At 68.5% G+C, this 19,494-nt stretch carries 19 protein-coding genes; 9 read left to right on the top strand and 10 right to left on the bottom strand.

What is annotated here, in order from left to right; all coding sequences use genetic code 11:
- Positions 1–411 precede the first annotated feature (411 nt).
- Complete coding sequence (msrA, locus tag SB771_RS05710) at positions 412–972, top strand: peptide-methionine (S)-S-oxide reductase MsrA (RefSeq protein ID WP_175660319.1); 561 nt, start codon at positions 412–414, stop codon at positions 970–972.
- Between the two features lie 49 nt (positions 973–1,021).
- On the opposite strand, the gene SB771_RS05705 is transcribed toward msrA, so the two are convergent.
- From SB771_RS05705 to pdxH, 3 genes are all read right to left on the bottom strand, one after another.
- A complete protein-coding gene (locus SB771_RS05705; protein ID WP_175705433.1) occupies positions 1,022–2,344 on the bottom strand; it encodes a DUF72 domain-containing protein in 1,323 nt (440 codons plus the stop codon).
- A gap of 23 nt (positions 2,345–2,367) precedes the next feature.
- Positions 2,368–3,588, bottom strand: a complete 1,221-nt coding sequence (locus SB771_RS05700; RefSeq protein WP_175660317.1) for an SAM-dependent methyltransferase — start codon at positions 3,586–3,588, stop codon at positions 2,368–2,370.
- A 127-nt stretch (positions 3,589–3,715) separates the two neighbouring features.
- On the bottom strand, positions 3,716–4,360 hold the full coding sequence (gene pdxH / locus SB771_RS05695) for a pyridoxamine 5'-phosphate oxidase (protein ID WP_175660316.1): 645 nt from the start codon (positions 4,358–4,360) through the stop codon (positions 3,716–3,718).
- Positions 4,361–4,487: 127 nt separating this feature from the next.
- On the opposite strand from pdxH, the gene tcdA reads away from it, so the two are divergent.
- Positions 4,488–5,345 (top strand): tRNA cyclic N6-threonylcarbamoyladenosine(37) synthase TcdA, encoded by an 858-nt coding sequence (tcdA, locus tag SB771_RS05690; protein ID WP_175660315.1) that lies wholly within the window; start codon positions 4,488–4,490, stop codon positions 5,343–5,345.
- Positions 5,346–5,453: 108 nt separating this feature from the next.
- Here tcdA and trxA read toward each other — a convergent pair whose 3' ends face one another.
- The gene (gene trxA / locus SB771_RS05685; protein WP_006750955.1) at positions 5,454–6,302 is read right to left on the bottom strand and encodes a thioredoxin; all 849 of its coding nucleotides are present in this window, start codon (positions 6,300–6,302) and stop codon (positions 5,454–5,456) included.
- A gap of 52 nt (positions 6,303–6,354) precedes the next feature.
- Positions 6,355–7,236, bottom strand: a complete 882-nt coding sequence (locus SB771_RS05680) for a pirin family protein (protein WP_175660314.1) — start codon at positions 7,234–7,236, stop codon at positions 6,355–6,357.
- 253 nt (positions 7,237–7,489) lie between these two features.
- Here SB771_RS05680 and SB771_RS05675 point away from each other — a divergent pair, with 253 nt between their 5' ends.
- Positions 7,490–8,368, top strand: coding sequence for an EamA family transporter (locus SB771_RS05675; RefSeq protein ID WP_175660435.1), 879 nt, complete (start codon positions 7,490–7,492; stop codon positions 8,366–8,368).
- Positions 8,369–8,420: 52 nt separating this feature from the next.
- Here SB771_RS05675 and SB771_RS05670 read toward each other — a convergent pair whose 3' ends face one another.
- A complete protein-coding gene (locus SB771_RS05670) occupies positions 8,421–9,950 on the bottom strand; it encodes an N-acetylmuramoyl-L-alanine amidase (RefSeq protein ID WP_041491257.1) in 1,530 nt (509 codons plus the stop codon).
- Positions 9,932–10,483 (bottom strand): bifunctional tRNA (adenosine(37)-N6)-threonylcarbamoyltransferase complex ATPase subunit type 1 TsaE/phosphotransferase, encoded by a 552-nt coding sequence (locus tag SB771_RS05665; protein ID WP_012364555.1) that lies wholly within the window; start codon positions 10,481–10,483, stop codon positions 9,932–9,934. The genes SB771_RS05670 and SB771_RS05665 overlap by 19 nt, the downstream gene beginning before the upstream one ends.
- Before the next feature lie 17 nt (positions 10,484–10,500).
- Between SB771_RS05665 and queG the strand changes: the two genes are divergently transcribed.
- From queG to xerD, 3 genes are all read left to right on the top strand, one after another.
- Positions 10,501–11,736 (top strand): tRNA epoxyqueuosine(34) reductase QueG, encoded by a 1,236-nt coding sequence (gene queG, locus SB771_RS05660; protein WP_175660313.1) that lies wholly within the window; start codon positions 10,501–10,503, stop codon positions 11,734–11,736.
- 62 nt (positions 11,737–11,798) lie between these two features.
- Positions 11,799–12,269, top strand: a complete 471-nt coding sequence (locus SB771_RS05655) for a methylated-DNA--[protein]-cysteine S-methyltransferase (RefSeq protein ID WP_175660312.1) — start codon at positions 11,799–11,801, stop codon at positions 12,267–12,269.
- Positions 12,266–13,234 carry a site-specific tyrosine recombinase XerD gene (gene xerD, locus SB771_RS05650; protein ID WP_175660311.1) on the top strand — a complete coding sequence of 323 codons (969 nt, stop codon included), beginning with the start codon at positions 12,266–12,268 and terminating at the stop codon, positions 13,232–13,234. Before SB771_RS05655 ends, xerD begins: the two co-directional genes overlap by 4 nt.
- A gap of 62 nt (positions 13,235–13,296) precedes the next feature.
- Here xerD and SB771_RS05645 read toward each other — a convergent pair whose 3' ends face one another.
- Positions 13,297–14,859, bottom strand: a complete 1,563-nt coding sequence (locus SB771_RS05645; protein ID WP_175660310.1) for a class I adenylate-forming enzyme family protein — start codon at positions 14,857–14,859, stop codon at positions 13,297–13,299.
- Between the two features lie 262 nt (positions 14,860–15,121).
- Between SB771_RS05645 and ybaK the strand changes: the two genes are divergently transcribed.
- Together ybaK and plsY are read left to right on the top strand one after the other, a co-directional pair.
- Positions 15,122–15,613, top strand: a complete 492-nt coding sequence (gene ybaK, locus SB771_RS05640; protein ID WP_011657751.1) for a Cys-tRNA(Pro) deacylase — start codon at positions 15,122–15,124, stop codon at positions 15,611–15,613.
- Between the two features lie 164 nt (positions 15,614–15,777).
- Positions 15,778–16,416, top strand: coding sequence for a glycerol-3-phosphate 1-O-acyltransferase PlsY (gene plsY / locus SB771_RS05635; RefSeq protein ID WP_012364549.1), 639 nt, complete (start codon positions 15,778–15,780; stop codon positions 16,414–16,416).
- A 76-nt stretch (positions 16,417–16,492) separates the two neighbouring features.
- On the opposite strand, the gene SB771_RS05630 is transcribed toward plsY, so the two are convergent.
- Positions 16,493–16,978, bottom strand: coding sequence for a YajQ family cyclic di-GMP-binding protein (locus tag SB771_RS05630; protein ID WP_012364548.1), 486 nt, complete (start codon positions 16,976–16,978; stop codon positions 16,493–16,495).
- 136 nt (positions 16,979–17,114) lie between these two features.
- Between SB771_RS05630 and murB the strand changes: the two genes are divergently transcribed.
- On the top strand, positions 17,115–18,164 hold the full coding sequence (murB, locus tag SB771_RS05625) for a UDP-N-acetylmuramate dehydrogenase (RefSeq protein ID WP_175660309.1): 1,050 nt from the start codon (positions 17,115–17,117) through the stop codon (positions 18,162–18,164).
- 120 nt (positions 18,165–18,284) lie between these two features.
- Here murB and argF read toward each other — a convergent pair whose 3' ends face one another.
- Entirely contained in the window at positions 18,285–19,214 is a 930-nt protein-coding gene (argF, locus tag SB771_RS05620; RefSeq protein ID WP_041491254.1) for an ornithine carbamoyltransferase, read from the bottom strand.
- Positions 19,215–19,494 lie beyond the last annotated feature (280 nt).

Genomic DNA, 19,494 nt, shown 5'->3' with positions numbered 1-19,494 from the left:
CCGGCTCGCCGCGCAGGCGGCGCAACGGGCGCAACGGATGCATGGTGGCGCAATGGTGCGATGGAACTGCCGGCGCGCGGGGCACCGGTGGCAGGAGCTGCAATCCGGACGATTTCTGTCGGGGCGTGCATAGCGATGTTCCGGCGGATGATGTTGGCATCGGGGCGGGCATGCATCGGACGCTGCGTGCAGCCGGGACGGTGTGCCGTCGCGGGCAAGCGTGCCTAAGTGTAGTCGAGAAACGCACCGCCGGTGGTGCGTGATACGCGCGCGTTTCTGCCTGATTCGCGCGCGAGTGAGATACTTGAACGCGTGCCGCTTCGCGCCGGGCAACCGGGCAGCGGCGATACGGACCGGCGGCGCCGGCGCGCGCATGCGTGCGGTCGCCGCTATCAACGAGGTGATGATTTCATGGTGAACGAGATGCTTGAAACCGCGACCGTGGGTGGTGGGTGCTTCTGGTGCACGGAGGCCGTGTTTCTCGATGTCGACGGCGTGACGGCCGTCCAGTCGGGCTATGCGGGCGGCCATATGCGCAATCCCGGCTATCGCGACGTGTGCGAGGGCGATACCGGTCACGCGGAGGTCGTGAACGTGACGTTCGATCCGGCGCGCATCGGTTATCGCGAGATCCTCGAGATCTTCTTCGCGACGCACGATCCGACGCAACTGAACCGGCAGGGTAACGACGTCGGCACGCAGTACCGTTCGGTCGTGTTCACGCATTCGGATGAGCAGCGCGACATCGCGCTGGACGTGATCCGCGAACTGGAGCGCGAGCAGGTGTTCGGGCAGCCGATCGTCACGCAGGTCGTGCCGCTCAACGACAACTACTGGCCGGCCGAGGACTATCACCAGAACTATTACGCGCGCAATCCGGGGCAGGGTTACTGCTCGGTCGTGATCGGGCCGAAGCTCGCGAAATTCCGCCAGAAGTTCTCGCACCGGCTGAAGTCGCTGCGCGGCGCGTAATCGGCCGGCAAGCCCGCAGGCGGCGCCGCGAGACGCCCGCCGCCGAACCCTACGCCGCCTCGCTGCGCCACTGCGCGCACGCGGCGGCGATCTCGCGCGCGAGCGCGACGCACGACAGCGGCGCGGAGCCTTCCGCCTTGTTGTTGATCGTGATGATCACCGGCTGTCCGGCCAGCGCGTAGCGCGCGGCCAACTCGGCGAGCGCCGCGCGCGTGGCCGGATCCTCGTCGACGAGCTTGTCGAACGGCTCGTACTTCGCCTTGGCCTGTTCGTACTTGAATCCGCCATGCAGGCTCCAGCGCACGATCAGCGGGCCCGGCGCGTCGCCGTCGAGCAGCGCGAGCGCGGCCGCCTGGCGCAGCGGGTCGGGCATCCGCGCATGCAGGCCGACGCAGTAGCGCACGCCGAGCGCCGCGAGCGCGCGGATGAAGCGCGGCGTGAGCAGGCACGCGTCGCGGATCTCGATCGCGTAGCGCGTGCCGTCGGCGTCTAGCGGCAGCGGCGGCAGCGCCGCGAAGAACGCCGACAGCCGGTCGATCAGCGCGGCCGGTTCGACGAGCAGTTGATCGGGCATCGGCGAAAACTGGAACACCAGCACGCCGGCTTTCTTGCCAAGCCCTTCGATGCACGGCTGCACGAATTCGCGGGTGGCCAGCTGCGCGTCGAGAAAGGTCGGGTTCGGGCCCGACGGTTCGCCGCGCCGGCCGCGCACGACCGCATCGGTGACGGACGCCGGCGCCTTCACGACGAAGCGGAAGTCGTCCGGCACCTGCTGCGCGTAGCGCAGGTAGTCGGCCACCGACAGCGGGCCGTAGAACGACCGGTCGAGGCTCACGCTCTTCAGCAGCGGATGCGCGCCGTACGCTTCGAGCCCCTCGCGCGACAGCTTCGTCTGCGCGAAATCGCCGTCGTAGACGATGCCGTCCCAGCCGGGGAAATACCATGACGACGTGCCGAGCCGCACATTCGGCGGCAACGCGGCCGCCACGTCGGCGACTTCCGCGGAAACCGGTGCGGGCGGCACGCCGCGCTGGCGCCTGCTCTTCTTCGGCGGCGTGGCAGGCGGCAACGGTTCGTCCCACAGCAGGCCTGAGGCGGGAGGCGGTTCCGGTTGCTGATCGGAGGAAGGGCGGGGCGACGCACGGCCTGCGCGCGTAGGCGACTTTGCCGGTGGCGCGGCATCGTGCTCGCCCGGCGTCACGCGTTCGCCGGCGCCGGGCTGGTAGTCGTCGCCCGAGGGCGCAGCCGCCGCGCGTGCGTCGTCGGGCGGCGCGCCGAACAGATCGAACTGCCCGTCGGCGTGCGACCCGTCCGCTTCGTCGCGCTGCTGTCGTTGCGTCGGCGTGTTGCGCCGCGTCCTGCCGTCACCCATGCGTGCCCAGCGTGAAGTGCCGCCTAGCGCGGCAGCGTGTGTTCGTACATATAGCGCCGCGACCACGGCAGCGTTTTCGCGCTGCGTCCGGCCTTGCGGCACACGATCTGGAAGATCGACACGTCGTCGTGCTCGAATGCATACGCGCAACCGGCGAGGTACACGCGCCAGATGCGGAATTTTTCGTCGTCGACGAGCGCGCGCGCTTGTTCCGCCTTCGTCTCGAAGTTCTCGGTCCAGATCTCGAGCGTGCGCGCATAGTGCCGCCGCAGGCTTTCGACGTCAACGGCCTCGAGCCCGCCGCGCTGCGCCGCTTCGAGCGCGAGGCTGATGTGCGGCAGCTCGCCGTCCGGGAACACGTAGCGGTCGATGAATTCGCCGCCGCCGAGCGCCGTCTCGCCGCTTTCGGCGTCGGTCGACGTGATCCCGTGGTTCATCGCGATGCCGTCGTCGGTCAGCAGGTCATGCACGCGCGAGAAATAGAGCGGCAGATTCTTGCGGCCGACGTGCTCGAACATCCCGACGCTCGTGATGCGGTCGAACTGCCCGTCGATCTCGCGGTAGTCCTGCAGGCGGATCTCGATCTTGTCCTCGAGCCCGGCGGCCTTCACGCGCGCGGTCGCGAGATCGAACTGGTTCTGCGACAGCGTCACGCCCAGACAGGTCGCGCCGAACTTCTGCGCGGCGCGCAGCACGAGCGCGCCCCAGCCGCAGCCGATGTCGAGCAGCCGCTGGCCGGGCTCGAGCTGGATCTTGGTCAGGATATGGTCGATCTTCTTGATCTGCGCGGTGGCGAGATCCTCGTCACCGTTCTCGAAGTACGCGCACGAGTACACCATGTTCTCGTCGAGCCACAGCTGGTAGAACTCGTTCGAGACGTCGTAGTGATACTGGATCGCCTTCCTGTCGCTGTTCTTCGTATGATTGAAGTAGCGCTTCACGCGCGCGAGCTTGCTGGCGCTGGTGACCGTGCTGCGCGCGAGCGAGTAGCTGATGTTGATGATGTCCGACAGCTTGCCTTCGATGTCGATCTTGCCCTTCACGTACGCCTCGCCGAGATTGTCGAGGCTTGGTTCGAGCAGCAGCGGCAACGCGGACGCGCTGTTGACCTTCAGCGTGACCTGCGGCGCGCTGAAGGTGCCGAAATCGAGTTGATCGCCGTTCCACAGCACGAGGCGCGCCGGTATGTTCGCCTTCGCCCGTACTTCGTCCGCCCACTGTGCCAGCTTCTTTTCCCAGAACATTTGGATTCTCCGTTTGTTCGTTGAATCGAATACAGCCAAGTATCTTGACCGGCGCCCGCTCCCCGCGAGGCGGGCGCCCTCATGCAACACGAGATACGACCGGCAGGCACCGGCGCCGCTGCCTTGCTTACGGCGACAGGCGCGAGATGGTCCAGCCCGGCGCCGCCGCGGCGTCGCGCGTGTAGAGCAGGCGATCGTGCAGCCGCGACGGGCGGCCCTGCCAGAATTCGATCGCGTCGGGCACGACGCGATAGCCGCCCCACTGCGGCGGGCGTGGCGGATTCTCGCCGTAGCGTTCGGCCACGGCCTTCTCGCGCGCTTCGAGCGTCGCACGGCTGTCGATCACGGCGCTCTGCTCGGACGCCCACGCACCGATGCGCGAGCCGAGCGGGCGCGACGCGAAATAGCGGTCGCTTTCGTCGGTGCTGGTTTTCTCGATCCGGCCTTCGATGCGCACCTGGCGCTCGAGCTCGATCCAGTAGAACAGCAGCGCCGCGTACGGATGGGCGGCGAGATCGCGGCCCTTGCGGCTTTCGTAATTGGTAAAGAAGACAAACCCGCGTTCGTCGACACCCTTGATGAGCACGATTCGGGCCGACGGCCGGCCGTTGTCGCCGACGGTGGCGAGCGTCATCGTGTTCGGCTCGGGAAGCTTGGCGGCGAGCGCCTCCTTGAACCAGCGATCGAACTGGGCGAAAGGGTCGGGGGCGACGTCGGCTTCATCGAGCGAAGCACGCGAATAGTTGATGCGAAGATCGGCGAGAGTTGTCATGTTATGCAAACGCTTCAATCCGGGGCCAGTATAGCGAACGCGCGAGAATCGTGCGTGCACAGTGGCGCGTGTAGGCGGCGAGTTCAGGCAAAATAGAGGGCTGTACGCTTACGTTTTCCTTGCTGCCATGTCCGCCCCCGACGCTGCCCCGCCTAGTTCTTCTGATCTTACCCCGAGCCCGACAATCCAGCTTGACGTGGATCGCGAACGCCGTTTCGGCGGCGTCGCGCGGTTGTACGGCGCCCCCGCGCTCGCCGCGTTCGAGCGCGCGCACGTCGCCGTGATCGGCATCGGCGGCGTCGGTTCGTGGACAGCCGAGGCGCTCGCGCGCAGCGCGATCGGCACGCTGACGCTGATCGATCTCGACAACGTTGCGGAAAGCAACACGAACCGGCAGATTCACGCGCTCGACGGCAATTACGGCAAGCCGAAGGTCGATGCTATGGCCGAGCGGATCGCGCTGATCGATCCCGCGTGCCGCGTGAACCGGATCGAGGATTTCGTGGAACCCGATAACTTCGACGCGCTGCTCGGCGGCGGCTTCGACTACGTGATCGATGCGATCGACAGCGTGCGGACGAAGGTCGCGCTGATCGCGTGGTGCGTCGCGAAAGGGCAGCCGCTCGTCACGGTCGGCGGCGCGGGCGGGCAGCTCGACCCGACGCGCATCCGGATCGACGATCTCGCGCTGACGATCCAGGATCCGCTGCTGTCGAAGGTGCGCGCGCAGTTGCGCAAGCAGCACGGCTTTCCGCGCGGGCCGAAGGCGCGCTTCAAGGTCAGCGCCGTGTATTCGGACGAGCCGCTGATCTATCCGGAAGCGGCCGCTTGCGACATCGAGGATGGCGCGGAGCCGTCCGCGGCCGCGCATGTCGCGGGGCTCAACTGTGCGGGATTCGGTTCCAGCGTGTGCGTGACCGCGAGCTTCGGTTTCGCGGCCGCCGCGCATGCGCTGCGCGCGCTCGCGGCGCGGGCCGCGGGCTGATCCGGAAAGCGATCCGCGCGTAGAAGCATGCTGCGATGCCGCGGCGCGGCAGATCCGGCGCGCGCGATGGCGCGGCAGCCGGGCCATTGCAGCCCGGCCGCCCGTTCGTCAGTTGAGCGCCATGCTCAGCTTGCGCCGCCACGCGGCGACGAGCTCGGGGCTGTCGCCCGCCATCTCGAACACCGACAGCATCGTGCGACGGCCGAGGTCGTCGCCATACGCGCGGTCGCGCAACACGATTTCCAGCAGCTGCTCGAGCGCGCCTTCGTACGCGCGTCGCGCGATCAGGCTCTGCGCGAGGTCGAAGCGTGCGTCGAGATCGGCGGGATTCGCCGCGATACGCGCTTCGAGCGCGTCGGTCGGCGGCAGGTCGGCGGTCGCGTCGAGCGCATCGAAACGGGTCTTGATCGCCTGGTAGCGCGGATCGGCGCCCTGCACGGTCTGCGGCGACAGGCGCTCGGCCTCGGTGCGCGCGGCATCGACCTGGTTGTTCGCGAGCAGCAGTTCGATCAGGTCGAGCCGTGCATCGTCGAAACCGGGGTTCAGCGCGAGCGCCGCCTCGAGGTGGGTGAGCGCATCGTCGTAGCGCGACTCGGCGATCGCGTATTGCGCGGCGCGGCGTTCGGCTTCCTCGGGCGCCGGCAGCAGCCGGTCAAGGAACGCGCGCAACTGGCCTTCCGGCAGCACGCCGATGAACTGGTCGACCGGGCGCCCGTCGGCGAACGCGATCACGTGCGGGATGCTGCGCGTCTGGAAGTGCGCGGCGAGCTCCTGGTTCTCGTCGACGTTCACCTTCACGAGCTTCCAGCGGCCCTGGTAGTCGGCTTCGAGCTTTTCGAGCAGCGGACCGAGCGTCTTGCAGGGGCCGCACCACGGCGCCCAGAAGTCGACCAGCACGGGGGCGTCCAGCGACGCCTCGATGACGTCTTTCTCGAAAGTGGCAAGCGTGGTGTCCATGTCGTTCTCTTCCAGTCGAATGTCGTGAGGATGGGGGCGGTGCGCGCCTTTTTCAACGCGGCTTCGCTGCGGGCAGCGGAATCCATTCGGTTTCGCCGGGCACCTTGCCCATTTCCTGGTTCGTCCACGCTGCTTTCGCGCGCTCGATCGCGTCGCGGCTGCTGGCGACGAAATTCCATTCGATGAAGCGCTCGCCGTCGATCTTGTCACCGCCCAGCAACATCGCGCGCGCGCCGTTGCCGCTCGCGAGCGTGACGGTCGCGCCCGGCGTGAGCACGGCCATCTGCTCGGCCGGCACCGGCGTGCCGTCGATCGTCAGGTCGCCGTCGACCACGTAGACCGCACGCTCCTCGTGCGACGCGTCGAGCTCGAGGCGGCTGCCGGCCGCGAATTCGGCGGCGACGTACAGCGTGCGCGAGAACGTCGTGACGGGCGAGCGCAAGCCGAACGCGTCGCCGGCGATCACCGTCAGCGTCACGCCGTTTTCGTGGCGCGTGGGCAGCGTGTCGGCCGCATGGTGCTCGAACGACGGCTCGGTGGTTTCGTGGGCGACGGGCAGCGCGACCCAGGTCTGGATCCCGTGCACCGTATGGCCGCTCGCGCGCTGCGCATCGGGCGTGCGCTCCGAGTGGACGATGCCGCGGCCGGCCGTCATCCAGTTCACGTCGCCCGGCGCGATCTCCTGCCGCGAGCCGAGGCTGTCGCGGTGCAGGATCGCGCCGTCGAACAGGTAGGTGACGGTGGCGAGCCCGATATGCGGGTGCGGGCGCACGTCGAGCCCGGTGCCGGCCGGCAGCGCCGCGGGCCCCATGTGATCGAAGAAGATGAACGGGCCGACGAGGCGTGCGGCGAGTGCGGGCAGTGTGCGGCGCACCTGCAGGTTGCCGATGTCGCGTATGTGCGGCTTCAGCAAGGCTTTGATCGGTTCGGTCATGACAGGCCTCGTGGCGAACGGCGGGGATGCCGGTCATTGTACTGGCCGCGTGGCGCCGACGCGCGCACCGGGCGTGGCGCTGCGCCAGCCGGCGGTGCGGGCGGCAGCGGGCACGCGCGATGCGGTTGTCTTTGGATGCGCGGCTGCGCCCACGGGCGATTCCATGCGCGCCGCGCGGGTATCGGGCCGTACGGCGAAACCCGGTAGACTGAGCCGCTTCGGAACCACCATTCAAAACGAGGAGACACCGATGATGGCCCCGAAGGACTTGCTGCTCGCGCTGGTCGTGATCCTGGCGTGGGGCGTGAACTTCGTCGTGATCAAGGTCGGGCTGCACGGCATGCCGCCGATGCTGCTCGGCGCGCTGCGCTTCACGCTCGCGGCCGTGCCCGCGGTGTTCTTCGTCCGCCGGCCGCAGATTCCGTGGCGCATGTTGATCCTGTACGGCGCGACGATCCAGCTCGGCCAGTTCGTGTTCCTGTTCACCGGCATGTACGTTGGCATGCCGGCCGGTCTCGCGTCGCTCGTGCTGCAGTCGCAGGCGTTCTTCACGCTCGTGTTCGCGATGCTGTTCCTCGGCGAGCGGCTGCGCATTGAGAACCTGATCGGGCTCGCGATCGCCGCGGCCGGGCTCGTCGTGATCGCGGCGCAGGGCGGCCGCGCGATGACGCTCGCCGGCTTCCTGCTGACCATCTGCTCGGCCGCGATGTGGGCGATCGGCAATATCGTCACGAAGAAGGTCGGCCGCGCGAACCTCGTGTCGCTGGTCGTATGGGCGAGCCTCGTGCCGCCCGTGCCGTTCTTCCTGCTGTCGCTGTGGTTCGAGGGGCCGCAGCGGATTGGCGCCGCGCTGGCCGGGCTGGACGGCGCGTCGATCTTCGCGGTCGTCTATCTTGCGTTCGTCGCGACGCTGCTCGGCTACGGCCTGTGGAGCCGCCTGATGTCGCGCTATCCGGCCGCGCAGGTCGCGCAGTTCTCGCTGCTGGTGCCGATCGTCGGGCTCGCGTCGTCGGCGCTGCTGCTCGACGAACACCTGACGCGCACGCAGCTGGCAGGCGCCGCGCTCGTGATGGGCGGGCTCGCGGTGAACGTATTCGGCGGGAAGCTGGTGCGCCGCTTCGCGGCGTCGTGACGGGCCGGCACGCAGCGCGTGCCGGCGGCAGGGAAAAGCAGGCGGCCGTGCGTCAGGCCATCCGGTTCTTCGCGAGCGGCGGGTTCGCGGCGAAGTAACGCTTGATGCCGCGGAAGATCGCGTCGGCCATCTGGTCGCGATAGCTTTCGTCGTTCAGCCGGCTCTCTTCTTCCGGGTTGCTGATGAACGCGGTCTCGACGAGGATCGACGGAATGTCGGGCGCCTTCAGCACCGCGAATCCGGCCTGCTCGACCGAGCCCTTGTGCAGCTTGTTGATGCCGCCGACTTCCTTCAGCACGTAGCCGCCGTAGCGCAGCGAATCGCGGATCTGCGCGGTCGTCGACATGTCGAACAGCGCGCGGCTCACGGCCGCGTCCTGCGTCTTGATGTTGATGCCGCCGATCAAGTCCGACGAGTTTTCCTTGTTCGCCATCCAGCGTGCGGCGGCGCTCGTCGCGCCGTGGTCGGACAGTGCGAACACCGACGAGCCGCGCGCGGACGGCGTCGTGAACGCATCCGCGTGGATCGACACGAACAGGTCGGCGCCGACGCGGCGCGCCTTCTGCACGCGCACGTTCAGCGGCACGAAGAAGTCGGCGTCGCGCGTCATCATCGCGCGCATGTTCGGCGCGCCGTCGATCTTCGCGCGCAGCTTCTTCGCGATGTCGAGCGCGATGTGCTTCTCGTACGTGCCGCCGCCGCCGATCGCGCCCGGATCCTCGCCGCCGTGGCCGGGATCGATCGCGACCGTCAGCAGGCGCATGGTGCCGCCCTTGCCGGATTTCGGCGCGGTGAACTTGTAGGTGTCGCCGTCGTCGTCGCTGTCGTCGCGGCGCGCGATGACGGGCGGCGGCTTGACGGCCGGCTTCGCGGGCGTGGAAGGCGTCGCGGCGGCCGGCGGCGTGCGCGGCGTGGCCGGCGTGTTCTGCGCGAAGCGCTGGAAGAACGCGTCGGTGTTGTCGCCCGCGGCGGGCGCCGACGGCGCGGCCGGGCCCGCGAGCGAGGTCGGCGGCTGCATCTGCTGCGCGCGCGCGGTGTCGTTGAGCGCCTGTTCCTTGCGTTCCGTCTGCGCGATCAGGTCGGACAGCGGATCGGGCGCGACGGCCGGATACAGGTCGAACACGAGCCGGTACTTGTAGGTGCCCACCGGCGGCAGCGTGAACACCTGCGGCTTCACCGAGCCTTTAAGGTCGAACACCATCCGCACGACGTGCGGCTGGTACTGGCCGACGCGCACCGACTGGATCTGCGGATCGTTCGGCGCGATCTTCGACACGAGGTCGCGCAGGGCCTGATCGAGATCGAGCCCGCTCAGGTCGACGACGAGCCGGTCGGGGCCCTGCAACAGCTGTTGGCTATTCTGCAGCGGCTGGTCCGATTCGATCGTGACGCGCGTGTAATCGCGCGCGGGCCACACGCGCACGCCGAGCACCGACGACGCGTGCGCGAGCCGCGGCGCGGCGAGCCCGAGCACCAGCGTCGACGCGCCCGCGCGCAGGATCTGGCGGCGCCGCCAGTTGTGCGTCGCGGTGGCCGCCGATTCGATCGAGCGGAACGGTTTGATCAACATCTTTCGAGACATGCCTTTCCTGAAGCGCTGAACGCCCGGACGGTGAGGGCGCGACCGTCGCCGTCCACGTCGAGCGAGAAAACCAGATCGGGCACGCCGAGCAGGGTGCCCGCCTGTTGCGGCCATTCGACGAGGCAGATCGCGCTGGAATTGAAATATTCGCGAAAGCCCGCGTCGGACCATTCGGCCGGATCGTTGAATCGATACAGATCGAAGTGATAGACCTCAAGTTCCCCATCGTCGCGTGCGAATGCATACGGTTCGACGAGCGTATAGGTCGGGCTGCGCACGCGTCCCGGGTGGCCGAGGCCGCGCAGGATCGCGCGCACGAGGGTCGTCTTGCCCGCGCCGAGGTCGCCGATCAGCTGGATCTGCAGCCCGTCGAACGCGTGCGCGCGGGCGAGTTCGCCGCGCGCCGCGTCGAGCGCGTGCGCGAAGCGGGCGCCGAAGGCCTCGGTCGCCGCTTCGTCGGCGAGTGCGATCACGCGCTCCGCGAGCGGGGCGGGCAGCGTGTCTGCATGAGGCGTATGGGACGTGGCTGGCATTCTCGTAAAATAGTGCGATGAACCGATTACCGGAACTCGCCGCATCCGACAGGCCTTCGACTCGTACCGAAGGCGCGGCGCCGTGCGCGCTCGATGATGCGACGTTGACTGCGCTCGCCACTCGCATCAAGGCGTGGGGGCGCGAATTGGGTTTCGGGGCGATTGGCATCAGCGATACCGATCTCTCGGATGCCGAAGCAGGCCTCGCCGCCTGGCTGGAAGCCGGGTACCACGGCGAAATGGATTATATGGCGAAACACGGGACGAAACGCGCGCGGCCGGCCGAACTTGTGGCCGGTACGCGACGTGTGATCTCCGCGCGGCTCGCCTATCTGCCGGCTCAGACGCTCGCGCCCGACGCGCCCGATGCCTCCCCCGGCGCGCTCGTGCCGCACGACTGGCGCGCCCGCGAGCGCGCGCGCCTGGACGATCCGCAGGCGGCCGTCGTGTCGATCTACGCACGCGGGCGCGACTATCACAAGGTGCTGCGCAACCGGCTGCAGACGCTCGCGGAGCGCATCGAGCAGGAGATCGGCGCGTTCGGCTACCGCGTGTTCACCGATTCGGCGCCGGTGCTCGAGGTCGAGCTCGCGCAGAAGGCCGGTGTCGGCTGGCGCGGCAAGCACACGCTGTTGCTGCAGCGCGACGCGGGTTCGCTGTTCTTCCTCGGCGAAATCTACGTCGACATTCCGCTGCCGACCGACGCGCAAACGGCGCCCGACACCGCGCCCGAGACGCCCGGCGCGCACTGCGGCAGCTGCACGCGCTGCATCGATGCATGCCCGACCGGCGCGATCGTCGAGCCGTATCGCGTCGACGCGCGTCGCTGCATCTCGTACCTGACGATCGAACTGAAAGGCAGCATTCCGGAGCCGCTGAGGCCGATGATCGGCAACCGCGTGTACGGCTGCGACGACTGCCAGCTCGTGTGCCCGTGGAACAAGTTCGCGCAGGCCGCGCCCGTCGCCGATTTCGACGTGCGGCACGGGCTTGACCGTGCGACGCTCGTCGAGCTGTTCGGCTGGGATGCCGACACGTTCGATACGCGGATGCAGGGCAGCGCGATCCGGCGTATCGGCTATGAACGCTGGCTGCGCAATCTCGCGGTCGGGCTCGGCAATGCATTGCGCGCGCCGGCCGACCGGCTCGCGCCCGATGCGCGCGACGCGATCGTCGCCGCGTTGCGCGCGCGGGCCGACGATCCGTCGCCGATCGTGCGCGAGCATGTCGAATGGGCGCTGCGTGCCGCATGAACGCGGCGTAAAGTAGCGTCGGCGCGCGGCGGCGGCGCGCGTTTCATCGGGAGGAGAAGCTCATGTTCAACGCAGTCATCGACGCACCGTTCGGCAAGGTCGGCATCCGCACCGACGCCGCGGTGGTGCGCGAGATCGTGTATCTGCCCGAGTCGGTCAAGTCGGTCGAGCCGGACTCGCCGCTCGCGCGGCGCGCGGTCGAGCAGATCGAACGCTATTTCGAGCGTGCATCGGCGCGCTTCGACCTGCCGCTCGCCGACGTCGGCAGCGCATTCCAGCATCGCGTGTGGAACGTGATCAGCGACATTGCGCCGGGCACCGTGCTGACCTACGGACAGGTCGCGAAGCGGATCGACAGCGCGCCGCGCGCGGTCGGCCAGGCGTGCGGCGCGAACTATTTTCCGCTCGTGATTCCGTGCCATCGCGTGGTCGCGGCGGGCGGCCTCGGCGGCTTCGCGAACCACGACGACAATGGCTATTACCAGAAAGTAAAGCGCTGGCTGCTGGCGCACGAGGGCGTGCCGTACCGATGAGTGAACCGTTGCTTTCCCCCGACTCCGCGTCCGACACCGATACCGCTAGCGACGCGGCCGCCGCATCGCCGGCGCTGCTCGCGAGCCGCGCGTCGATCGACGTGTTCTGCGATGCGCTGTGGCTCGAGCACGGGCTCGCGCGCAATACGCTCGACGCGTACCGGCGCGATCTGGTGCTGTTTTCGCAATGGCTGGCCGCGACGCACGACGCGCCGCTCGACTCGGCCGACGAAGCGATGTTGATCGGCTACATCGCCGCGCGCAGCGACGGCAAGGCGACGTCGTCGAACCGGCGCTTGTCGGTGTTCCGTCGCTATTACGGCTGGGCCGTGCGCGAGCATCGCGCGAATGCGGACCCGACGCTGCGGATCACGTCGGCGAAGCAGGCCGCGCGGTTTCCGTCGACGCTGTCCGAGGCACAGGTCGAGGCGCTGCTCGGTGCACCCGACATCGGCACGCCGCTCGGCCTGCGCGATCGCACGATGCTCGAGCTGATGTACGCGAGCGGGCTGCGCGTGAGCGAGCTCGTCACGCTGAAGACCGTCGAGGTCGGGCTCAACGAGGGCGTCGTGCGCGTGATGGGCAAGGGCTCGAAGGAACGGCTCGTGCCGTTCGGCGAAGTCGCGCACGGCTGGATCGAACGCTACCTGCGCGACGCGCGGCCGGCGCTGCTCGGCGCACGCGCGGCCGACGCGCTGTTCGTGACCGCGCGCGGCGACGGGATGACGCGCCAGCAGTTCTGGAACATCATCAAGCGCCACGCGCAGCAGGCCGACGTGCGCGCGCACCTGTCGCCGCATACGCTGCGGCACGCGTTCGCGACGCACCTGCTGAACCACGGCGCCGACCTGCGCGTCGTGCAGCTGCTGCTCGGCCACAGCGATATCTCGACCACGCAGATCTACACGCACGTCGCGCGCGAGCGGCTCAAGACGCTGCACGCGACGCACCATCCGCGCGGCTAGCGCGGCACGCGCGCCGGCCCATGCGCGGCAGGCGACCGGCGCCGCGCGTCATGCGTCATGCGTCACGCGAGTTCGCGCAGTTTGTGCTTCAGCACCTTGCCCGTCGATGCGGCCGGCAGCGCATCGAGCACGCGAATCCGCGCAGGGCGCTTGTAAGGTGCGAGCCGTTGCGCGCACCACGCCTGCAGCGCGGCCTCGGTCGCGCTCGCGCCGGGCACCAGCTCGACGAACGCGAGCACTTCCTCGTTGCCCTCGACCGCGCGGCCCACGACGGCCGCCTGCACGACGTCCGGGTGCGCGTTCAGCACCTGTTCGACCTCGACCGGATACACGTTGAAGCCCGAGCGGATGATCAACTCCTTGCTGCGGCCCGCGATCGTCACCGAGCCGTCCGCTTCCTGGCGCGCGAGATCGCCGGTGCCGAGCCAGCCGTCGGGCGACACGGCCGCGCGCGTCGCATCCGCGTCGCGGTAGTAGCCGAGCATCACGTTCGGCCCGCGCACGCGGATTTCACCCACTTCGCCCTGCGGCACGTCGGTGCCGTCCGGTGCGACGATCCGCATCTCCACGCCCGGGATCGGCACGCCGACCGAGCAGTCGGTACGCGGTGCGTCGAGCGGCGTCTGCGTGATCGTCGGGCTGCTCTCGGTCATTCCGTAGCCGTTGTGCAGCGGCACGCCGTACACGCGCTCGACGCGCGTCTTCAGGTCGGCGTCGAGCGGCGAGCCGCCCGAATACGCGAAGCGCAGCCGCGGCGCGCGCCACGCGTGCGCGTGCGTGTGCAGATGCTCGAGCAGCTTCGCGTGCATCGCGGGCACGCCCTGGAAGATCGTCACGCCTTCGTCGGCGAGCGCGACGCGCACGGCCTCCGGCGAGAAGCGCGGCGCGAGCCGCAGCGTCGCGCCCGCGTACAGGCTGCCGAGGCAGACCGACGCGAGGCCGTACACGTGCGACACGGGCAGCACCGTATAGACGACGTCGTCGGGCGATACGCGGCGCAGCGTGCTCGACATCGCGGCGATGAACAGCAGGTTGCGATGCGACAGCATCACGCCTTTCGGCGTGCCCGTCGTGCCGGTCGTGTAGATCAGCGCCGCGCATTGGGCGGCGCCGTCGGCCGCCACCGGTTCGCTGGGCGCGCTCGGGTCGACGCGGTGCGACCACGCGCCGATGTCGACCGAAAGCGCGTCGGCGGGCGTCGCGTCGTGGCGCGCCGCATGCGCGCGTGCGTCGGGCGACGCTTCCGTGGCGAACGCGATCAGCTTCGGGCGCGCGTGCGTGGCGATCGCATCGAGCTCGCTGGCCGACAGCCGCGCGTTCGACACGAGCGCCCATGCGTCGATGCGGGCGACCGCGAACAGCAGCACGATCTGCGCGACGCTGTTTTCCGCGACGATCATCACGCGATCGCCGCCGCGCACGCCCAGGCGCGCGAGCCGCGCGGCGGCCGCCTCGACGGCTTGTGCCAGCTCGCCGTACGACAGGCGGCGCGCGTCCTCGATCAGCGCCGGATGCGCGGGCGCCTGCGCGGCCCAGCGGGCAGGCACGTCGGCGATGCGGGCTGGCAACGCGGCGAGCAGTGCCGCGACGTCGGGCGGCGCGGATGAGCGGGCAGGCGAGGACATGGCGTCTCCAGAAGAAGGGCCGGGCGATGGCGCGGCGAGTTTTGCGAACGATCGTGCCATGACGGCGGGCGCGCCACAATCGGCCATTCGGGCAATGGCGCTTCGCGAAGTCCGCAATGATGATGGAGGGGCGCGCTGCGGCGGCGCGCCCGTCCGGAACGAGAGGGCCGCGAGTATACCGCCGGCGCGCGGCAACCCGCCGCGAACCGGCCAAGGGGGCGATGGCGCGCGCCCGCCGGTCGTTCGCCATTAAAATGCCGCGATGAGCAAATCCAGACACGTGTCCGAGACACCCGCGACCCAGCTGCTGCGCCGCCACGGCGTCGCATTCGGCGAGCATCCGTACGATTACGTCGAGCACGGCGGCACCGGCGAGTCGGCGCGCCAGCTCGGCGTCGACGAACACAGCGTCGTGAAGACGCTCGTGATGGAGGACGAGCATGCGAAGCCGCTGATCGTGCTGATGCACGGCGACCGCACGGTGTCGACCAAGAACCTCGCGCGGCAGATCGGCGCGAAGCGCGTCGAGCCGTGCAAGCCCGACGTCGCGAACCGCCATTCCGGCTATCTGGTCGGCGGCACGTCGCCGTTCGGCACGCGCAAGCCGATGCCCGTGTACGTCGAGTCGACCATCCTCGAATTGCCGACGATCTACCTGAACGGCGGCCGCCGCGGTTATCTCGTCAGCCTCGCACCCACGGTGCTCACGACGCTGCTCGGCGCGACGCCCGTGCAGTGCGCAAGCGTCGACTGAGGGTTTCACCTTCGTGGCAGGCCGTGCGCGTTCGGTAGAATGGGCGCCGTTTCGGCCGGTCGGCCCGCACGGCCGGCCGCCACGGCCTGCCGGCGGTTCGCCGCGACGGCGCCTGCCGCGCCCGGCCGCCCCTTCACCGATACGTTGAAAGAAGAGTTCTCCGCATGCAGATCCTGCTCGCCGCACTTGTTGCCTACCTGATCGGTTCGGTGTCGTTCGCCGTCGTCGTCAGCGCCGCGATGGGCCTGGCCGATCCCCGTTCGTACGGGTCGAAGAATCCCGGCGCGACCAACGTGCTGCGCAGCGGCAACAAGAAGGCCGCGATCCTGACGCTCGTCGGCGACGCGTTCAAGGGCTGGCTCGCCGTCTGGCTCGCGCGGCACTTCGGGCTGCCCGACGTCGCCGTTGCGTGGGTCGCGATCGCCGTGTTCCTGGGCCACCTGTATCCGGTGTTCTTCCGCTTCCAGGGCGGCAAGGGCGTTGCGACCGCGGCCGGCGTGCTGCTCGCGGTGCACCCGGTGCTCGGGCTCGCGACCGCGCTGACCTGGCTGATCGTCGCGTTCTTCTTCCGCTATTCGTCGCTGGCCGCGCTGGTCGCGGCCGTGTTCGCACCGCTGTTCGACGTGTTCCTGTTCGGCACGCGCCACAACCCGGTCGCGTGGGCCGTGCTCGCGATGAGCGTGCTGCTCGTGTGGCGTCACCGCGGCAACATCTCGAAGCTGCTGGCGGGGCAGGAAAGCCGGATCGGCGACAAGAAGAAGGCGGCGGCCAACGGCGGCGCGCAGGACGGCGGGAAGCTCTGAGGAAGGGGGTATTGCTGTCGCCGCCCGCCGGGGCATCGGGGCCCGGCGGCGCGGCGTGACCGGTCGACGGCGTCGATCAGTCGCGGAAGTTGTTGAAGTCGAGCGGGGTGTCGGTCACGTCCTTGCGCAGCATCGCGATCACGCTCTGCAGGTCGTCGCGCTTCGTGCCGGTCACGCGCACCGCGTCGCCCTGGATGCTCGCCTGCACCTTGATCTTGCTGTCTTTCACGAGCCTGACGATTTTCTTCGCGAGGTCGCCCGTCACGCCTTTCTTCACGGTGACGATCTGCTTGACCTTGTCGCCGCCGATCTTCTCGACCTTGCCGTAGTCGAGGAAGCGCACGTCGACGTTGCGCTTCGCGAGCTTGTTGATCAGCACGTCCTTGACCTGACCGAGCTTGAAATCGTCGTCGGCGAACAGCGTCAGCTCGCGCTCCTTCTGCTCGACGCGTGCGTCGGAGCCCTTGAAGTCGAAGCGCGTCGAAATTTCCTTGTTCGACTGCTCGATGGCGTTCTTCACTTCGATCATGTTCGCTTCGGAAACGACGTCGAACGATGGCATGGCATTCTCCCTTGAGATGCAAGCGCCCGGCTTGCGCGCGGGCACTCGCTATAATTGCGGACTGTTTGCCATTTTACCGATGCCCCTGCGTTTGCCCAAGGTCGGCCTTATGCCGCCCCGGCGGACGTGACCGCGAATGCCGATGCCACCTGACGATTCCGCCCTGTCGCTGCTCCCCGACCATCCGCTTGCCGCGCACAACACGTTCGGCATCGACGCGACCGCGCGCTTTGCCGCCCGCATCACGCAGGCGGCGCAGTTCGCGGCGCTGCATCGCGATCCGCGCGTCGCGGAACTGCCGCAACTCGTGCTCGGCGGCGGCAGCAACGTCGTGTTCACCCGCGATTTCGACGGCATCGTGCTGCTCGACGAGATCGCCGGGCGCCGCGTCGTGCGCGAGGACGACGACGCATGGTACGTCGAGGCCGGCGGCGGCGAGACCTGGCACGCATTCGTCGCGTGGACGCTCGAGCACGGCATGCCGGGCCTCGAGAATCTGGCGCTGATTCCGGGCACCGTCGGCGCCGCGCCGATCCAGAACATCGGCGCGTACGGCCTCGAGATGAAGACGTACTTCGACTCGCTGGTCGCCGTCGAACTCGCGACGGGGCGCAGCGAGCGCTTCGATGCCGCGCGCTGCGCGTTCGGCTATCGCGACAGCTTCTTCAAGCGGGAAGGGCGCGGCCGCTTCGCGATCGTCGCGGTGACGTTCCGGCTGCCCAAGCGCTGGACGCCGCGGCTCGGCTACGCGGATGTCACGCGCGAGCTCGATGCGCGCGGCATCGCGCCCGACGCGGCGACGCCGCGGGACGTGTTCGACGCGGTCGTCGCGATCCGCCGTGCAAAGCTGCCCGATCCGCTCGAACTCGGCAACGCGGGCAGTTTCTTCAAGAATCCGGTGATCGACGCCGCGCGGTTCGATGCGCTGCGCGCGCGCGTGCCGGACGTCGTGTCGTATCCGCAGCCGGGCGGCCAGGTGAAACTCGCGGCCGGCTGGCTGATCGACCGCTGCGGCTGGAAAGGGCGCGCGCTCGGCGCGGCGGCCGTGCATGACCGTCAGGCGCTCGTGCTGGTCAATCGCGGCGGTGCGACGGGCGCCGACGTGCTCGCACTGGCGCGCGCGATCCAGGACGACGTGCGCAAGCAATTCGGCGTCGAGCTGGAACCCGAGCCGGTGTGCGTGTAACGCGGGCGTTCGACCCGCAGCTTTGGTTCGCTTTCGCCCGCGCAAACAAAAAAGCGCCGATCGTCGATCGGCGCTTTTCTTCGCATGCCGCCGAATTCCGGCGGCGCGCGAGTGCTGCGTTCAGTGCTTCAGGCGGCCGAGCAGCAGGAACTCCATCAGCGCCTTCTGCACGTGCAGGCGGTTTTCCGCCTCGTCCCACACGACGCTCTGCGGGCCGTCGATCACGCCGGCCGTCACTTCCTCGCCGCGGTGCGCGGGCAGGCAGTGCATGAAGAGCGCGTCCGCGTTCGCGTGGCCCATCATTTCCTCGTCGACGCACCAGTCGGCAAACGCCTGCATGCGCGCTTCGTTCTCGGCCTCGAAACCCATGCTCGTCCACACGTCGGTCGTCACGAGATCGGCGCCCTTGCACGCTTCGTTCGGATCGTCGAACACTTCGTAGAACGGCGCGCTGTCCGGCGACACGAGCTTCATGTCAAGCGCATAGCCCGGCGGCGTCGACAGGCGCAGCTTGAAGCCGAGGATCTGCGCGGCTTCGATCCACGTGTACAGCATGTTGTTCGCATCGCCGACCCACGCGACCGTCTTGCCGGCGATCGGGCCGCGGTGCTCGTAGTACGTGAAGATGTCGGCGAGCACCTGGCACGGGTGGTAATCGTTGGTCAGGCCGTTGATCACCGGCACGCGGGAGTTCTGCGCGAAGCGCGTGATCACGTCCTGCTCGAACGTGCGGATCATGATGATGTCGACCATTCGCGAGATCACCTGCGCGGAATCCTCGACGGGCTCGCCGCGGCCGAGCTGCGTGTCGCGCGTGCTCATGAACACCGCGTGGCCGCCCAGCTGGAAGATGCCGGCTTCGAACGACAGCCGCGTGCGCGTCGAGCTCTTCTCGAAGATCATCGCGAGCGTGCGGTCGTGCAGCGGGTGATAGGTCTCGTAGTTCTTGAACTTGCGCTTCAGGATACCCGTGCGTTCGAGCACGTACTCGTAGTCTTCCAGCGAGAAATCCTTGAACTGCAGGTAGTGACGAATGGTTTTGGCGGTCATGAAACGAAATACGGCGGGTTGGAGCCGGCTGCGGAGCCGGACGCCGCAGCCGTCGGGTGTGGATAACTGCAAAGCAGCATAAAGGATTTTCTGTGCTTTGACGAGCCGCGACACAAACCGGGGCGGCATCGTCGCGCACGCTGGAGCACGCCGGGAGAGGGGCGGCGAGACGACGCGCAATGGCGCGCTGCGGTATAATCCAAAAGTTTTCTCCAGCCCGGCAGGCAAGGCTTTTCGCGCTCTGCCGGACACAAGCCATGCGCTGCACACATCCGGTGCG

The sequence above is a fragment of the Burkholderia sp. SIMBA_051 genome, assembly GCF_046534915.1.
Classification (GTDB): Bacteria; Pseudomonadota; Gammaproteobacteria; order Burkholderiales; family Burkholderiaceae; genus Burkholderia; species Burkholderia ambifaria.
This window is presented reverse-complemented; position numbering and strand designations above follow the sequence as displayed.

Coding starts and splice junctions, on each gene's coding strand:
- msrA (WP_175660319.1), top strand. CDS start 412: ATGGTGAACGAGATGCTTGAAACCGCGACCGTGGGTGGTGGGTGCTTC.
- SB771_RS05705 (WP_175705433.1), bottom strand. CDS start 2,344: ATGGGTGACGGCAGGACGCGGCGCAACACGCCGACGCAACGACAGCAG.
- SB771_RS05700 (WP_175660317.1), bottom strand. CDS start 3,588: ATGTTCTGGGAAAAGAAGCTGGCACAGTGGGCGGACGAAGTACGGGCG.
- pdxH (WP_175660316.1), bottom strand. CDS start 4,360: ATGACAACTCTCGCCGATCTTCGCATCAACTATTCGCGTGCTTCGCTC.
- tcdA (WP_175660315.1), top strand. CDS start 4,488: ATGTCCGCCCCCGACGCTGCCCCGCCTAGTTCTTCTGATCTTACCCCG.
- trxA (WP_006750955.1), bottom strand. CDS start 6,302: ATGGACACCACGCTTGCCACTTTCGAGAAAGACGTCATCGAGGCGTCG.
- SB771_RS05680 (WP_175660314.1), bottom strand. CDS start 7,236: ATGACCGAACCGATCAAAGCCTTGCTGAAGCCGCACATACGCGACATC.
- SB771_RS05675 (WP_175660435.1), top strand. CDS start 7,490: ATGGCCCCGAAGGACTTGCTGCTCGCGCTGGTCGTGATCCTGGCGTGG.
- SB771_RS05670 (WP_041491257.1), bottom strand. CDS start 9,950: ATGTCTCGAAAGATGTTGATCAAACCGTTCCGCTCGATCGAATCGGCG.
- SB771_RS05665 (WP_012364555.1), bottom strand. CDS start 10,483: ATGCCAGCCACGTCCCATACGCCTCATGCAGACACGCTGCCCGCCCCG.
- queG (WP_175660313.1), top strand. CDS start 10,501: ATGAACCGATTACCGGAACTCGCCGCATCCGACAGGCCTTCGACTCGT.
- SB771_RS05655 (WP_175660312.1), top strand. CDS start 11,799: ATGTTCAACGCAGTCATCGACGCACCGTTCGGCAAGGTCGGCATCCGC.
- xerD (WP_175660311.1), top strand. CDS start 12,266: ATGAGTGAACCGTTGCTTTCCCCCGACTCCGCGTCCGACACCGATACC.
- SB771_RS05645 (WP_175660310.1), bottom strand. CDS start 14,859: ATGTCCTCGCCTGCCCGCTCATCCGCGCCGCCCGACGTCGCGGCACTG.
- ybaK (WP_011657751.1), top strand. CDS start 15,122: ATGAGCAAATCCAGACACGTGTCCGAGACACCCGCGACCCAGCTGCTG.
- plsY (WP_012364549.1), top strand. CDS start 15,778: ATGCAGATCCTGCTCGCCGCACTTGTTGCCTACCTGATCGGTTCGGTG.
- SB771_RS05630 (WP_012364548.1), bottom strand. CDS start 16,978: ATGCCATCGTTCGACGTCGTTTCCGAAGCGAACATGATCGAAGTGAAG.
- murB (WP_175660309.1), top strand. CDS start 17,115: ATGCCGATGCCACCTGACGATTCCGCCCTGTCGCTGCTCCCCGACCAT.
- argF (WP_041491254.1), bottom strand. CDS start 19,214: ATGACCGCCAAAACCATTCGTCACTACCTGCAGTTCAAGGATTTCTCG.